Genomic DNA, 15,083 nt, shown 5'->3' with positions numbered 1-15,083 from the left:
CATCTCTCCGACCCGAAAGCCGGAAGCTGACATCAATTTCCAAAGGAATCCCAACCCGATCCGAAGATCAAGGCCGGGGTATAAAATTGGCATTGAACAAAGTGCACGCTGTTGAGTTCTCAAGAATCGGACACATCCCGCCTCCACACCAGAACGGTGCTTCACAACGAAAGTGATCGAAGTTTGCTGTACGAGGGCGTAAGCCACTCGATTTGTCTTGCTTGCCGAGACCGGTTAGGCTTGTCAGAACCGAAGTCCCGATCGCCTCCGTGGCAACTCGACTAACTTAGCACATCCGCAGGCCGTGTCAAGTCCGGCTTCTTCGTGGTGTTCGCTGCACGATCGAGGACCGCACCGCTGCACCGGGCTCGGCCGTGAGGCCTTGCAACGAAGCCGGGACCGTGTCCCGTGGAGGCTTTGCATCTTACGCTCGCGATCCCGCAGTCTTCAAGAGACGAATCTCTAACAGGCCTGGGAGCGAGGGGATGGTCCCCGCTTGAGGTGGGCCAGCTGGTCTCGACGCTCTGCGCCTGACTCCCGCTTGCCGCTCCTTTGGGGTGACGAGGAGTTACATTACGTCGGGCCTCGGCCGAGCGGCAAATCGCCTGCGTCCCGGGCGTGTCGTGATTCAGGGGCCGTGCGTCGCTGAGTGTCCGACTCGGTACCCGACACCGGCTACCGGACACCGGCTACCGGCTACCGGCTACCGGCTACCGGCTACCGGCTACCGGCTACCGGACACCGGACACCGGACACCGGGCACCGGACACGGGACACCGTGTTGATGAGACCGCCGACGCCGTCATCATCCGCGTCCGCTCGAGGAGAGCGGGCACGCGGTCAGCGGACGAAGGCCCCGGCGAAGCTCTTCTTGCCGCGACGGAGGACGGCGATCCCATCGATCAACGGGAGCTCGCCGAGCGTGACGGTCTCGGACGGGAGTGCGGTGTTGTTCACCGAGAGCCCGCCCTGGGCGAGAGCCCGCCGCGCCTCCCCCGTGCTGGCGACGAGTCCGGTCTCGACGAACGCCTGCAGCGCCGGCGTCTCCGGGGTCGCCTCCATCGAGGGCACCGCCTCGAGTGCGCCGCGGATGATGACCGGGTCGATCCCCTCGAGCGAGCCCTTGCCGAAGAGCGCGGCCGAGGCGTCGATCACCGAGCGCGTCGCCTCCGCTCCGTGCACCAGCGACGTGACCTCCCAGGCGAGCGCGCGCTGCGCCTCCCGGCGGAACGGCTCGTCGGCGGCGGCCTTCTCCAGGCGCTCGATCTCCGTGCGCGGCAGGAAGGTGAAGATCCGCAGGCGGTCGGCGACGTCACGGTCGTCCGTGTTGACCCAGAACTGGTAGAACGCGTACGGGCTGGTGAGCTCGGAGTCGAGCCAGACGGCGTTGCCCTCGCTCTTGCCGAACTTGGTGCCGTCGGAGTTCATCACCAGGGGTGTGCCGATCGCGTGGACCGACACGCCCTCCGTGCGGTGGATCAGGTCGGTCCCGCTCGTCAGGTTGCCCCACTGGTCGCTGCCGCCGGTCTGCAGGACGCACCCGTACTGCCGGTAGAGCTCCAGGTAGTCGAGTCCCTGCAGGATCTGGTAGCTGAACTCGGTGTAGCTGATCCCCGCGTCGGAGTTGAGACGGGCGCTGACCGCGTCCTTCTTGAGCATTGTCCCCACACGGAAGTGCTTCCCGATCTCCCGCAGGAAGTCGATCGCCGACAGCGGAGCGGTCCAGTCGAGGTTGTTGACCAGGCGCAGCCCGTTGTCGCCGCCCGCGGGAACGAACCGGGACACCTGCGCCTGGAGGCGCTCGACCCACGCCGTCACCGTCTCGCGCGAGTTCAGCGTCCGCTCGGCCGTTGGACGCGGATCCCCGATCAGCCCGGTCGAGCCGCCGACGAGCCCGAGCGGCCGATGCCCGGCCAGCTGGAGCCGGCGCATGACGATCAGCTGCACCAGGTTCCCGAGGTGGAGGCTGGGCGCGGTCGGGTCGAAACCGCAGTAGTAGGTGATCGGCTCCCCCGACAGCAGCTCGCGCAACGCTCCCGCATCGGTCGACACGTGCACCGAGCCTCGCCAGACCAGCTCGTCCCACACGGAGTCGAAGGCGGGGTCGAGCTGCGGGCTCGTCGCGGACCCGGGGAGGTGCTGGTCGATCACCCGACCAGGCTACCGCGGCAGGAAGGAGCCGGTCTCCGGGAGTCAAGCGCACAGGCTTGATCCCGGGCGATCAAGTGCCGATACTTGATCGAGGAGGTCCGATGTTCGTCATCACCGCGGATCAGCGCGACAGCAGGCACGACCACGACCGCGTGGACCAGGCGATCGCGAGCCTGATCGACGACGGTCGGGCGTCGTTCGTCCTGCCCCCGGAGCGGACGGCGGGCGACGAGTTCCAGTGCGTGCTCGACCGGGCCGATGCCGTCGTCGCGCTCGTGCTCGAGCTGCACCGGACCGGCCACTGGAGCATCGGCCTCGGGATCGGCCCCGTCGACCGGCCACTCCCCGCGACCACGAGAGCGGCGACCGGGGAGGCGTACTTCGCGGCGCGCCGGGCGGTCGAGGCGGCGAAGGGCCGGCCGACGCGCTTCTCCCTCGATCCGGACGCACCGGGAACGGCGGCGCCGGCACCGGCGGACGTCCAGGCGCTGATCGATCCGCTCCTCCTGCTGCGCGACGCGCGCTCCGAGGCCGGCTGGCAGATCGTCGACCTGCTCGAGAGCGGCCTCTCCCAGAAGGATGCGGCCGAGCGCCTCGCCGTCAGCCCGCAGGCGGTCAGCCTCCGGGTCCGCGCGGCGAGTGCTCGAGTCGACGCTCCCGCCCGTGATGCGCTCGCGCGCCTGCTGACGGTGGTCGACCGTACGCTCGACCCCACCGACGAGAGGACACCCCGATGACGGCACCCCCCGGATCCCCCGCCCTGCTCCTCGCCTCCGCGCTGCAGTCCGCCTCGTGGACGGGCGTGGTGCTCGTGCTGCTCGCCGGACTCGCCGGTGCGATGCTGGCCGTGCGCCTGCGCCGTCCGCAGCTCGCCTGGATCCCCCTCGCGGCGGCGGCCGCCGCCTTCCTCCTCACGGCGGTCGCCGGACCGTCCGCGCCCCCGATCCACTCCGTCCTGGTGGCGGTGCTGGCCTTCGCGCTGGCGGTCGCGGGCGGCGGGCCGATCGTGCTGCTCACCCTCCGGCTCGCGACGGCCGATTCCCGCAGCGGCAGCCACGGCGGCATCATGGTCGCCGGATCCTCCCGCCCCGCCGCCGGGAGCGCGCCCTCGGCGATCGGCCAGCCGATCGAGGTGCTCCGCGGCGGGACGACGATAGGGGTCCTCGAGCGGATCGCGACGGCCGGCGCACTGATGAGCGGTCTCCCCGAGGGGATCGCGGTCGTGGTGGCGATCAAGGGCGTCGGCCGCTTCAGCGAGCTCGCCTCCCCGGAGGCGCGCGAGCGGTTCATCATCGGCACGCTGGCGAGCCTCGCCTGGTCGGCGGCTCTCGGCGTGCTCGCCCGGCTCTACCTCGCGGGCTGAGCTCCGGGCCGCCGCCGGGGCACTGCTCTCCGGTAGGGCGAGACGGTGGGGTCGCCCGGGATGCTGAAGCGCCACGGGAAGTCGTCCCCGCCACCCGGGCCCGAGACGCCGGTGCGCGGGCCCGCCGCCACGGAGGACGGCCTCTTCCCCGGCAGCAGCTCGAACGCCGCCTCGAGCGGGTCGCCCGACTCGGTGAGACGGACTCCGAGGGCCTTCGCCAGCCGTGCGGGTCCGCGGGCCAGATCCCGGCTGCGAACGGGTCCGCGCCGGATCATCGCGAGATCCTCCCCCGATACGACCTCGCCGGCGCGCAGCAGCACCGCCGACGCCGTGCCCGCCGGGGAGCAGACGATGTTCACGCAGGTGTGCATCCCGTAGGTGAAGTACGCGTACACGGACCCGGGCGGACCGAACATGGGAGCCGTCCGGGGTGTCGGTCCGCGGTGCGCATGCGAGCCCGGATCCTCACCGGTTCCGAGGTACGCCTCGACCTCGGTCAGCCGGACGCCGACCACGCCCTCCGGCGTGCGGTGCAGGAGGACGCGGCCGAGCAGCTCCGGTGCCACCTCGAGGGCCGAGCGCGAGAGATCGGGGAGGTCGGCGCTCAGAAGAAGCTCTGGCCCGACACGAGGGTGATCACGATCACCGCGACGATGACGACTGCGGCGACGAGCACCAGAGTCCGCTGCTGCCAGGGGCGCAGCGGCGGACGGCCGTCGTCGCCCGGCGCTCCTCGAAGGGTCACGGGCGCTCCCCCCGGAGGGATCCGCGCACGACCCGGACGCGCTCGGTCAGCCGGGCGAGCTGCTCCGAGACGCGGTCGGGAGCCGTGCCGCCGACACCGTCCCGGCTCGCCACCGATCCCTCGATGCTGAGAACGGAGCGCACGTCGGGCGTGAGCAGCGGCGACACCGAGGCGAGCGCGGCGTCGTCGAGATCCTCGAGCCCCCTCCCCTGCGACTCCGCCAGCTTGACCAGCTCGCCGGTGATCTCGTGGGCGTCCCGGAAGGGCACGTGCTTCTTCACGAGCCACTCGGCCACGTCGGTCGCGAGGGAGAAGCCCTGGGGCGCGAGCTCCGCCATCCGGTCGGTGTGGAAGGTGAGGGTCGCGATCATGCCGGTGAACGCGGGCAGCAGGACCTCGAGGGTCGTCACCGAGTCGAAGACCGGCTCCTTGTCCTCCTGCAGGTCGCGGTTGTAGGCGAGCGGCAGCGCCTTGAGGGTCGCGAGCAGCCCGGTGAGGTTGCCGATCAGCCGGCCGGACTTCCCCCGGGCGAGCTCGGCGATGTCGGGGTTCTTCTTCTGCGGCATGATCGAGGACCCGGTCGAGTAGCCGTCGTCGAGCGTGACGAAGGCGAACTCCCGCGTGTTCCAGAGGATGACCTCCTCCGCGATGCGCGAGACGTCGATCCCGATCATGGCGCTGACGAAGGCGAACTCGGCGACGAGGTCGCGGCTGGCCGTCCCGTCGATCGAGTTCGGCACGCTCGACGCGAAGCCGAGATCGCGGGCGACCGCCTCGGCGTCCAGGCCGAGTGTCGAGCCGGCGAGGGCGCCCGAGCCGTAGGGCGAGACGTCCGCCCGGACGGCCCAGTCCCGCAGGCGCTCCAGATCGCGCAGCAGCGCCCAGCCGTGGGCGAGCAGATGGTGCGCGAGGAGCACGGGCTGAGCGTGCTGGAGGTGGGTGCGCCCGGGCATGATCGCCGTCGGGTGCGCCGACGCCTGCGCGGCGAGGGCGTCGATGAGCTGCACCACCAGCTCCGAGACGAGCGCCGCGTGGTCGCGGAGGTACATCCGGACGAAGGTGGCGATCTGGTCGTTGCGCGAGCGCCCCGCGCGGAGCTTGCCGCCGAGCTCGGGACCGGCTTCGAGCATCAGGCCGCGCTCGAGGGCGCCGTGCACGTCCTCGTCGGATTCGTCGGCGGCGAAGCTCCCGTCGGCGACGGCAGCCTCGAGCCGGTCGAGCGCCGCGAGCATCGCGGTGAGCTCGGCGTCGTCGAGGTAGCCCGCTCCGGCGAGCGCCCGGGCGTGGGCGCGGGAGCCGGCGAGGTCGTAGGGGGCGAGCTGCCAGTCGAAGTGGGTCGACCTCGAGAGCGCGGCGAGCTCGGGCGAGGGGCCGCCGGCGAAGCGGCCGCCCCAGAGGGCTCCGGCCTCGCCCGCGCGGGCGGAGGGTCGTTCCGTCATGGTTCTCCTCGGGTTCGGCTGTCGAGTCTACTGAGCGGCGTCGGCGGTGCCGGCGCGCTCCAGGAGCCACACGAGCAGGGCCTTCTGCGCGTGCAGGCGGTTCTCCGCCTCGTCCCAGATCACGCTCTGCGGGCCGTCGATCACGTCGGCGGTCACCTCGTAGCCGCGGTCCGCGGGCAGGCAGTGCAGGAACAGCGCGTCGGGAGCGGCAGCGGCCATCGTGGCGGCGTCGACCCGGTAGGCACCGAAGGTCGCGACGCGCGCCGCCTTCTCGTCCTCCTTGCCCATCGACACCCACGTGTCCGTGATCACGATGTCGGAGCCGGCCGCGCCCTCGTCGGGGTCGGTCGTGGTGATCGCCGATCCGCCGGTAGTCGCGGCGATGCGCTGCGCATCGGCCAGGACCGCCGCGTCCGGCGAGTACGACTCCGGGGAGACGATGCGGACGTGCATGCCGGCCGTGGCCCCCGCCAGGAGGTACGAGTGCGCCATGTTGCTCGCTCCGTCCCCGAAGAACGTGAGCGTGAGTCCGGCGAGGTGACCGCGGTGCTCGCGGATGGTCAGCAGGTCGGCGAGGAGCTGGCACGGGTGGAACTCGTCCGAGAGCGCGTTGACGACCGGCACGCGCGTGCTGCGCGCCATCTCCTCCAGGCCCGACTGCGCGTAGGTGCGCCACACGATGGCGGCGACCTGGCGCTCCAGGACCCGCGCCGTGTCGGAGGCGGTCTCCTTGCCGCCGAGCTGGCTGCTCGCGGTCGAGATGATCAGGGGGCTCCCGCCGAGATCGGCGATGCCGACCGCGAAGGAGACACGGGTGCGCGTGGAGGACTTGTCGAAGATCACGGCGACGGTCTGCGGCCCGGCGAGGGGCTTCCGGGAGAAGCGGTCGCGCTTGAGCTCGAGGGCGAGGTCGAGGATCTCGGCCTGCTCGGCGGGAGTGATGTCGTCGTCGCGGAGGAAGTGGCGGGTCACGGTGCTGGTCGCTTTCGGTGGAGGTACGGGGTCAGAGGGTCTGCAGTGCGCGGCCGAAGCGCTCGGCGAACTCGGCGACGTCGGCGGCGGTCACCACGAGCGGAGGCGCGAGCCGGATGCTCGAGTCGTTCGCCGCGTTCACGATCAGGCCGGCGTCGAGGCAGGCGGCGGCGAGCTCGGCGGCGACCGGCCGGGTCAGGGCGATGCCCAGGAGGAGGCCCGCGCCGCGGACCCCTCCGATCAGGGGCGAGTCGAGAGCGGTCAGCGCGTCGACGATCTGCGCCCCGCGCTCCCGCGCGTTGCCGAGAAGGTCGGCGCGCTCGATCTCGGCGAGCACGGCTCCGGCCACGGCGGTCGCGAGCGGATTGCCGCCGAAGGTGCTGCCGTGGTGGCCCTTCTGCAGGAGGTCGGACGCCTCGCCGAAGGTCACCAGCGCTCCGACGGGGAAGCCTCCGCCGAGCCCCTTGGCCAGGGTGACGGCGTCGGGCAGGATCCCCGCCTCCTGGTAGGCGAACCAGCGTCCGGTCCGCCCGACCCCGGTCTGGATCTCGTCGACGATGAGCAGCGCGCCGTGCTCGCGGGTGAGCTCCCGCGCGCGCTCGAGGTAGCCGGCCGGCAGCGGGATGACGCCCGCCTCCCCCTGGATGGGCTCGACGATCAGCGCGGCGACGGACTCGTCGAGAGCCGCCTCGAGGGCCTCGATGCTCGCCTCGAGGTGCTCGACCCCTCCCGGCATCGGCTCGAACGGCGCGCGCATGGCCGCCTTGCCGGTCAGAGCGAGCGCGCCCATCGTCCGCCCGTGGAACGCGTTCTGCAGCGCCACGACGCGGTGCCGGCCGCCGGCCGCGTTCAGCCGCGCCAGCTTGAAGGCCGCCTCGTTGGCCTCGGTGCCCGAGTTGGCGAAGTAGACGCGGCCCGTCTCCCCGGCCCCGGTGAGGCGGCGCAGGGTCTCGGCGAGCTCGATCTGCGGGGCGGTCGCGAAGTAGTTGGAGACGTGGGCGAGCGCACCGGCCTGGCGCGTCACGGCCTCGACGAACACGGGATGCGCATGGCCGAGCGAGTTGACGGCGATGCCGCCGAGGAAGTCGAGGTACTCCCGCCCGTCGACGTCCCAGACCCGGCAGCCCTCGCCGCGCTCGAGCACGGCGAGCGGCGGCGCGAAGGTCTGCATCATCGCGGCGGAGTAGCGGTCGCGCGCCGAGACGGTGCGGGACGCGGTCGTGGGGATGGACATGGTGGCCTTTCGATCGGAGCGGTCCGGCCGCGAGGGCCGACGGTGCGCGCGTCCCGGACGGGACGGGCGCTCGGAGCCGGGGCCGCTGAGGATCAGCGGCCCGACATTCGCTCCCGGTCGCGGGGGTCGAGCGAGGCGACGACCTCGGTGCCGATGCCCTCCGAGGTGAACACCTCGAGCAGGATCGAGTGCGGGATGCGGCCGTCGATGATGGCGGCCTTGGGCACTCCCCCGCGCACGGCGTCGAGGCAGGCGGTCATCTTGGGGATCATGCCCGATTCGAGCGAGGGCAGCAGAGCCGCGAGGTCGTCCGAGCGGATGTGCGAGACGAGCGACTCGCGGTCGGGCCAGTCGGAGTAGAGGCCGGCCACGTCGGTGAGGACGACGAGCTTCTCGGCGCCGAGCGCGACGGCCAGCGCGGCGGCGGCGGCGTCGGCGTTGACGTTCAGCGACTGCGTGGGGTCGTCCGAGTCGGGGGCGATCGAGGACACGACCGGGATCCGGCCGGCCTCGAGCTGAGCGAGGACGGCGGCGGGATCCACGGCGATCACGTCTCCGACGAGTCCGAGGTCGTGCTCCTCGCCGTCGATCACGACACCGCGGCGGCGGCCGACGAAGAGGCCCGCGTCCTCACCGGAGATACCGGCGGCGAGGGGGCCGTGCTCGTTGATCCGGCGGACGATGTCGCGGCTGATGCTGCCGGTGAGCACCATCCGCACCACCTCCATCGCCTCGGGGCTCGTGACCCGGTAGCCGCCCCGGAACTCGCTCTCGATCCCGAGCCGGTCGAGCATCCGCGAGATCTGGGGCCCACCGCCGTGGACGACCACGGGGCGGATCCCGGCGTAGCGCAGGTAGACCATGTCCTGGGCGAAGGAGCGCTGCAGCTCCTCCGACACCATCGCGTTGCCGCCGAACTTGATCACCATCGTGCGCCCGTGGAAGCTCTGCAGCCAGGGCAGCGACTCGATGAGCGTCGCGGCCTTCCCGGGTGCGGCGTCGCGCTCGGCGCGGCTCTCGGCCGAGAGGGTGGTGTCGTCGCTCATGGCCGCCTCAGCTCGAGTACGCGGAGTTCTCGTGCACGTAGTCGTGCGTGAGGTCGTTGGTCCAGATCGTGGCCGTCGCGTCCCCGGCGTGCAGGTCGATGTCGACGGCGACCTCCCGAGGGGCGAGGTCGACGAGGTCGCGGCTCTCGTGCGGCTCGCCCGCGAGGCAGACCTGCACCCCGTTCATCGCGACGTCGATGCCGTACGGGTCGAACTGCGCATCGGTCGTGCCCACGGCGGCGAGGACGCGGCCCCAGTTGGGATCCTTGCCGAAGATCGCGGCCTTGAACAGGTTGCTGCGGGAGACGGCGCGGGCGACGACCACGGCCTCGTCCTCGGTCGCGGCGTTCAGCACGCGGATCGCGACGTCGTGGTCGGCGCCCTCCGCGTCGGCCTGCAGCTGCAGGGTGAGGTCGCGGCAGACCGCGGTCAGGGCCGCGGTGAACTCGTCGGCGTCGGCCTCGACACCGCTGGCGCCGCTCGCGAGCAGTGCGACGGTGTCGTTCGTCGACATGCAGCCGTCCGAGTCGAGGCGGTCGAAGGTGACGCGGGTCGCGGCACGCAGGGCGGTGTCGAGAGCGGCGGACTCGAGGGCCGCGTCGGTCGTGATCACGACCAGCATCGTCGCCAGACCCGGCGCGAGCATCCCGGCGCCCTTGGCCATGCCGCCGATGCTCCAGCCCTGCTCGGAGCGGATAACCGCCTGCTTCGGGACCGTGTCGGTGGTCATGATCGCGCGGGCGGCCGCCTCGCCCGCCACGGGTCCCCCGGCGAGCTCGGCGGAGGCGCCGGTCACGCCGGTGGCGAGCTTCGCGAGGTCGAGCTGGTCGCCGATCAGCCCGGTGGAGCACACCAGCACGTCGCCGGCGGACACCTCGAGGCTCTCGCCCACGAGCTCCGCGGTGCGGTGGGTGACCTGGAAGCCCTGAGCACCCGTGTAGCAGTTGGCGCCGCCGGAGTTGAGGACGATCGCCGAGACGACGCCGTCGCGCATCACCTGCTCGCTCCAGAGGACGGGGTTCGCCTTGCAGCGGTTGCTCGTGAAGACCGCGGCGGCGCTCTGCAGCGGGCCGAGGTTCTGCACGAGCGCGACGTCGCGCGCTCCGGTCGACTTCAGCCCGGCGACGACTCCGGCCGCCCGGAACCCTGCTGCTGCGGTGACGCTCACGGCGCGACTCCGTTCACGCTCAGGCCGAGGGACTCCGGGAGTCCCAGGGCGATGTTGGTGGACTGGACGGCCGCGCCCGCGGTGCCCTTGACCAGGTTGTCGATGGCCGAGACGACCACGACGCGGCGGGCCCGCTCGTCCACGGCGAGTCCTATCAGAGCGGTGTTCGCCCCCACCACGTCGGCCGTCCTGGGGAAGGAGCCCTCCGGGAGCAGCTGGACGAAGGTCTCGTCGCCGTAGGCGGTCTCCCACGCGGCGCGCACGTCCTGCGCGGAGACGCCGGGAGCGAGGCGCGCGGTCGAGGTCGCCAGGATGCCCCGGGACATCGGCACGAGGACCGGGGTGAACGAGATCGAGACGGGTCCGGCTCCGGCGAGCAGGAGGTTCTGCCGGATCTCGGGATTGTGGCGGTGCACTCCGCCGAGGCCGTAGGCGTGCGCGGAGCCGAGGAGCTCGCTGGCGAGGAGGTCGATCCGCAGGCTCTTGCCCGCACCCGAGGGGCCGACAGCGAGGACCGCGACGAGGTCCGACGACTCGATCACTCCGGCGTGCAGGCCGGGGGCCAGGCCGAGCGTGATCGCCGTGACGTTGCAGCCGGGGACGGCGATGCGCCGCACTCCGGCGAGCGCCTCGCGCTGCTTGCGTCCGCCGCCGCCGATCAGCAGCTCCGGGAGCCCGTAGGGCCAGGCCCCGGCGAAGTCGCCCCCGTAGAAGTCGGCCCAGTCCTGCGGGTCGGTCAACCGGTGGTCGGCGCCGCAGTCGACGACGAGGACGTCCTCGGGGAGGGTCGCGGTGATCTCGCCCGACTTCCCGTGCGGGAGGGCGAGGAAGACGACGTCGTGCCCGGCGAGGTTCCCGGTCGTCGTGTCGACGAGGACGAGGTCGCGGAGCGAGCGGAGGTGCGGGTGCACGGCGACGAGGGGCTGACCCGCGTTGGCGTGCGCCGTCACCGTGCGCACCTCGAACTCGGGGTGGTCGGCGAGCAGTCGCAGCAGCTCGCCGCCCGCGTAGCCGCTCGCACCGGCCACCGCCACGGAGAAAGTCATGCCCGAGAGCCTAGCCGGTGCGGGTGCGGGGCCCCGCCCGGCCGAGCCGGACGGGACCCCCGGCCTCACTCGCGGAGTCGGGCGCCGAAGCGCTCCGCCGCGACGGCCACGCCGCTCTCCTTCGCGGCCGTCGCCTCGGCCGCGGTGAGCGTGCGGTCCGGCGCACGGAAGCGCAGCGCGAACGTCAGCGACTTCGTCCCCTCGGCGAGCCCGGTGCCGCGGTAGTCGTCGACCAGGCGGATCGCCTCGAGCAGCTCGCCCGCCCCCTCGGCGACGGCGGCGCGCACCTCGGCGGCCGCGGTGCCGACCGGCACGACGAGCGAGAGGTCCTGGGTCGCGGCGGGCAGCGCGCCCACCGGACGGGCCACGACGACCCTCCCGGCCCGCGCGATCAGCGGCTCCAGGTCGAGCTCGACCACGGCGACGCGGCGCGGGAGGTCGAGCTCCTCGGCGAGCGCCGGGAGCAGCTCCCCCGCGTGCCCGATGACCGCGCCGTCGAGAACGACCTCGGCGGTGCGGCCCGGGTGCAGCGCTGCATGTGCCCCCTGGCGCAGCACCAGCTCGGTGCCGGTCGCCGCGGAGACCTCGCGGACCACGTCGAGGGCGTCGCGCCAGTCGACGTCACGGCCGGCGACACCGGGCTGGCGCACGACGGCGGCACCCGTGAGCAGCGCCGCGAGGTGCCGCGGCTGCGGTGGGATGCCCGCGTTCAGCTCGGCCTCGACCTCCGCGGACGGACGCGCCCCGCCCGCAGGAAGCGCCCCGGAGCCGAACGGGCCGCCGACGGCCGGGAGGAAGACGGAGCCGAGCTCGTAGACCGCGAGATCCGTCAGGCCGCGCGAGCGGTTGCGGGCCGCGACCTGCACGAGACCCGGCAGCAGCGAGATCCGCAGCTGGCCCGCGGTCGCGTCGAGCGGGTTCGCGAGCGTGATCTGCTCCTGCGGCTCCCCGTCGACCGAGCCGAGCCGGTCGTTGATCGAGCGCGAGAGGAACGGGTACGAGAGCACCTCGGTAAGACCCGCGGCGGCGAGCGCCTGGGCGAGGGTGCGGCGCAGCCTCTGGCCCGGGGTCAGACCGCGGCCGGGAGGCGCGACGGGCAGGATCGCCGGGATGCGGTCGTACCCGGTGATGCGGGCGACCTCCTCCGCGAGCGAGGCGCGGTCGACGAGGTCCGGGCGCCAGCTCGGCGGAGTCACCAGCAGGCCCGCTCCGCCGGCCTCGACGGAAGCGCCGATCTCGACGAGCGCGCCGCGGATCTCCTCCGGGGTGTACTCCACCCCGATGAGGCCTGCGACGTAGCCGTCCGGCAGCTCGACCGGCTCCGCCGAGCGCGGGTCGGCCAGGACCGAGCCGAGCTCGTCCGCCGTGCCGCCGGCGAGCTCCACCAGCAGCTGCACCGCGCGGGCCGCGGCGACCGAGGCCACCTCGGGGTCGACGCCGCGCTCGAAGCGCCGCGACGCCTCGCTCGGCAGCTTGTGCCGGCGAGCCGTCCGGGCGATCGAGACCGGGTCGAAGTTCGCCGCCTCGAGCAGGACGTCGGACGTGGCGTCCGAGATCTCGGTGCGCGCGCCCCCCATCACTCCGGCGAGGCCGATCGCCCCGCTGTCGTCGGCGATGACGAGGTCCTCCGCGTGCAGGCGCCGGGTCTGGCCGTCGAGCGTCTCGAGGGTCTCCCCCGGTGCGGCGCGGCGCACCACGATGCCTCCCTGCAGGGTCGCCAGGTCGTAGCCGTGCAGCGGCTGGCCGAGCTCGAACATCACGTAGTTGGTGATGTCCACGACGAGCGAGATCGAGCGGACGCCGGCCAGGCGCAGTCGCGCGAGCATCCACGGCGGCGTCGGTCGCGAGACGTCGACGCCCCGGACGACGCGCGTGACGAACACGGAGGCGCCGACACGGCCGCGGATCGGCGCCTCGTCGGCCACGGACACGGGGAATTCGGGGGCCGTCTCCGTGCGCTCGTGCGGAGGGAGCGCCCGAGCGGGGTCGCGGAAGGCGGCTCCGGTGGCGTGGGCGTACTCGCGGGCGATGCCGCGGATCGAGAAGGCGTAGCCGCGGTCGGGCGTCACGTTGACCTCGACCGCGGCGTCGTCGAGACCGAGGAGCGCGACGGCGTCCGTGCCCGGCTCCGGGTCGAGCCCGAGCGAGGCGAGGCGGAGGATGCCGTCGTGGTCGTCCCCGAGGCCGAGCTCGCGGCTCGAGGCGATCATCCCGTCGGACACGTGCCCGTAGGTCTTCCGCGCGGAGATCGGGAACGGCCCGGGCAGGACCGCGCCCGGCAGTGACACGACGACCTTGTCGCCGGCCGCGAAGTTGTGGGCTCCGCAGACGATGCCGCGGACGTCCTCTCCGCCGTCGGCGGCACGCCCGCCCTCCGGGGCCACGCGGACGTGGCACCAGTTGATGGTCTTGCCGTTCTTCTGCGGCTCCGGAGCGAGGTCGAGCACCTCACCGACGACGACGGGGCCGGTCACCTCGAAGCGGTGGACGTCCTCCTCCTCCAGGCCGACCGACACCAGGGCCGCGTGTACGGACTCCGTCGTGACGTCCTGCTCGAGGTCGACGTACTCCCCCAGCCAGCTCAGCGGGATGCGCATCAGATCACCATCCCGTACTGCTCGCTGAAGCGGACGTCGCCCTCGACCATGTCGCGCATGTCCTTCACGTCGTTGCGGAACATCAGGGTCCGCTCGATCCCCATGCCGAAGGCGAACCCGGAGTACTCCTCCGGGTCGATCCCGGCCGCGCGCAGCACGTTCGGATTGACCATGCCGCAGCCGCCCCACTCGATCCAGCGGGCACCGCCGACGAAGGTCGGGTGCCAGACGTCCAGCTCGGCGCTGGGCTCGGTGAAGGGGAAGTAGTTCGGGCGCAGGCGGATGCGCGCGTCGTCGCCGAAGAGGATCCGCGCGACGTGCTCGAGGGTGCCGCGCAGGTGCGCCATGGTCAGGCCGCGGTCGACGGCGAGGCCCTCGAACTGCGTGAACACGGGCGTGTGCGTCGCGTCGAGCTCGTCGGTGCGGTACACCCGTCCGGGAGCGATCACGTAGAGCGGCAGCGGGCGCTCGAGCATCGAGCGGATCTGCACCGGCGAGGTGTGCGTGCGCAGCACCAGGTGCGAGTCGACGGGGTCGACGAAGAAGGTGTCCTGCATGGCTCGGGCCGGGTGGTCCTCGTCGAAGTTCAGGGCGTCGAAGTTGAACCACTCGTTCTCGAGCTCCGGCCCCTCCGCGATCTCCCAGCCCATCCCGACGAACACGTCGGCGATCGACTCCTGGAGCAGCGAGAGGGGGTGGCGGGCGCCGCGGCGCACGAAGCTGGCACCGGCGGTGACGTCCACGCGCTCGGCCTCGAGCGCGGCCGCGTCCTCGGCCTCGACGAGCTCGGCCTCGCGGGCGGCGTAGGCGTCGCCCACCTGCTTGCGGGCACCGCCGACGAGCTTGCCGGACGCCGCCTTGTGCTCGGGCGGGACGGAGCGCATCCGCGCGTTGAGGCGGGCGAGGGCGGACCCCTCGCCGAGGTGGGCGGCTCGGGCGGACTTCAGAGCGGTGGAGTCGCCCGCCGCGCCGATGGCGGCGAGGGCGTCGGCGACCGCCGCGGAGACGGCCTCGTCGGTGATCGGGTTGCTGTCTGACACGATCCCCCAGTGTAGGCGAGGGCCTCCGCCCCCTCCCGCCGCCCGCGCGCGGTGCTCGTCGCGCTCGCCCGCGGCCAGGCCCCCGTCTGCGCCGACGGCTCTCGAAGCCCCGCCACCGGCGCTGCTCGACCAGCAGGGGCGGGTTCTCGCTACGCCGGGGTCGGAGGCTGCTCGACCGGCAGGAAGCTGGGCGCCGCCGGACGGGAAGACGCCCGGACCGATCGCGACTCCCCGATCACCACCGCCTCCGCGTCGACGACGCCGGAGCGGAGCACCACCGCT

General features: G+C 72.6%; 13 protein-coding genes. 2 read left to right on the top strand and 11 right to left on the bottom strand.

Annotation, left to right across the window (positions count from 1 at the left end):
* Positions 1-840 precede the first annotated feature (840 nt).
* Entirely contained in the window at positions 841-2,151 is a 1,311-nt protein-coding gene (gene tyrS / locus C5C71_RS09630) for a tyrosine--tRNA ligase (RefSeq protein WP_104337602.1), read from the bottom strand.
* 101 nt (positions 2,152-2,252) lie between these two features.
* Here tyrS and C5C71_RS09625 point away from each other — a divergent pair, with 101 nt between their 5' ends.
* Positions 2,253-2,888 carry a DNA-binding protein gene (locus tag C5C71_RS09625; RefSeq protein ID WP_104255580.1) on the top strand — a complete coding sequence of 212 codons (636 nt, stop codon included), beginning with the start codon at positions 2,253-2,255 and terminating at the stop codon, positions 2,886-2,888.
* Positions 2,885-3,514 carry a hypothetical protein gene (locus C5C71_RS09620; RefSeq protein ID WP_104327405.1) on the top strand — a complete coding sequence of 210 codons (630 nt, stop codon included), beginning with the start codon at positions 2,885-2,887 and terminating at the stop codon, positions 3,512-3,514. The genes C5C71_RS09625 and C5C71_RS09620 overlap by 4 nt, the downstream gene beginning before the upstream one ends.
* Here C5C71_RS09620 and C5C71_RS09615 read toward each other — a convergent pair.
* The 10 genes from C5C71_RS09615 to pheS all read right to left on the bottom strand — a co-directional run bounded on the left by C5C71_RS09615 (position 3,499) and on the right by pheS (position 14,801).
* Complete coding sequence (locus C5C71_RS09615) at positions 3,499-4,122, bottom strand: DNA-3-methyladenine glycosylase (RefSeq protein ID WP_104337601.1); 624 nt, start codon at positions 4,120-4,122, stop codon at positions 3,499-3,501. The two genes, C5C71_RS09620 and C5C71_RS09615, sit on opposite strands and share 16 nt — an antisense overlap.
* Positions 4,119-4,259 (bottom strand): hypothetical protein, encoded by a 141-nt coding sequence (locus C5C71_RS17585; RefSeq protein ID WP_160034127.1) that lies wholly within the window; start codon positions 4,257-4,259, stop codon positions 4,119-4,121. The genes C5C71_RS09615 and C5C71_RS17585 overlap by 4 nt, the downstream gene beginning before the upstream one ends.
* Entirely contained in the window at positions 4,256-5,698 is a 1,443-nt protein-coding gene (gene argH / locus C5C71_RS09610; RefSeq protein WP_104224500.1) for an argininosuccinate lyase, read from the bottom strand. The genes C5C71_RS17585 and argH overlap by 4 nt, the downstream gene beginning before the upstream one ends.
* A gap of 27 nt (positions 5,699-5,725) precedes the next feature.
* Positions 5,726-6,670 carry an ornithine carbamoyltransferase gene (argF, locus tag C5C71_RS09605; protein ID WP_104238645.1) on the bottom strand — a complete coding sequence of 315 codons (945 nt, stop codon included), beginning with the start codon at positions 6,668-6,670 and terminating at the stop codon, positions 5,726-5,728.
* Between the two features lie 31 nt (positions 6,671-6,701).
* Positions 6,702-7,904 (bottom strand): acetylornithine transaminase, encoded by a 1,203-nt coding sequence (locus C5C71_RS09600; RefSeq protein ID WP_104337600.1) that lies wholly within the window; start codon positions 7,902-7,904, stop codon positions 6,702-6,704.
* 92 nt (positions 7,905-7,996) lie between these two features.
* Complete coding sequence (gene argB, locus C5C71_RS09595; RefSeq protein WP_104224497.1) at positions 7,997-8,950, bottom strand: acetylglutamate kinase; 954 nt, start codon at positions 8,948-8,950, stop codon at positions 7,997-7,999.
* 7 nt (positions 8,951-8,957) lie between these two features.
* Complete coding sequence (gene argJ / locus C5C71_RS09590; RefSeq protein WP_104337599.1) at positions 8,958-10,118, bottom strand: bifunctional glutamate N-acetyltransferase/amino-acid acetyltransferase ArgJ; 1,161 nt, start codon at positions 10,116-10,118, stop codon at positions 8,958-8,960.
* The gene (gene argC / locus C5C71_RS09585) at positions 10,115-11,164 is read right to left on the bottom strand and encodes an N-acetyl-gamma-glutamyl-phosphate reductase (RefSeq protein ID WP_104337598.1); all 1,050 of its coding nucleotides are present in this window, start codon (positions 11,162-11,164) and stop codon (positions 10,115-10,117) included. Before argC ends, argJ begins: the two co-directional genes overlap by 4 nt.
* Positions 11,165-11,229: 65 nt before the next feature.
* Positions 11,230-13,761 carry a phenylalanine--tRNA ligase subunit beta gene (gene pheT / locus C5C71_RS09580; RefSeq protein ID WP_104337597.1) on the bottom strand — a complete coding sequence of 844 codons (2,532 nt, stop codon included), beginning with the start codon at positions 13,759-13,761 and terminating at the stop codon, positions 11,230-11,232.
* The gene (pheS, locus tag C5C71_RS09575; protein WP_104267101.1) at positions 13,761-14,801 is read right to left on the bottom strand and encodes a phenylalanine--tRNA ligase subunit alpha; all 1,041 of its coding nucleotides are present in this window, start codon (positions 14,799-14,801) and stop codon (positions 13,761-13,763) included. The genes pheT and pheS overlap by 1 nt, the downstream gene beginning before the upstream one ends.
* Positions 14,802-15,083 lie beyond the last annotated feature (282 nt).

Source organism: Rathayibacter sp. AY1C1, from assembly GCF_002932105.1.
GTDB lineage: Bacteria > Actinomycetota > Actinomycetes > Actinomycetales > Microbacteriaceae > Rathayibacter.
The sequence above is the reverse complement of the archived record's forward strand: the minus strand, read 5'-3'. Positions and strand labels throughout refer to the sequence as shown.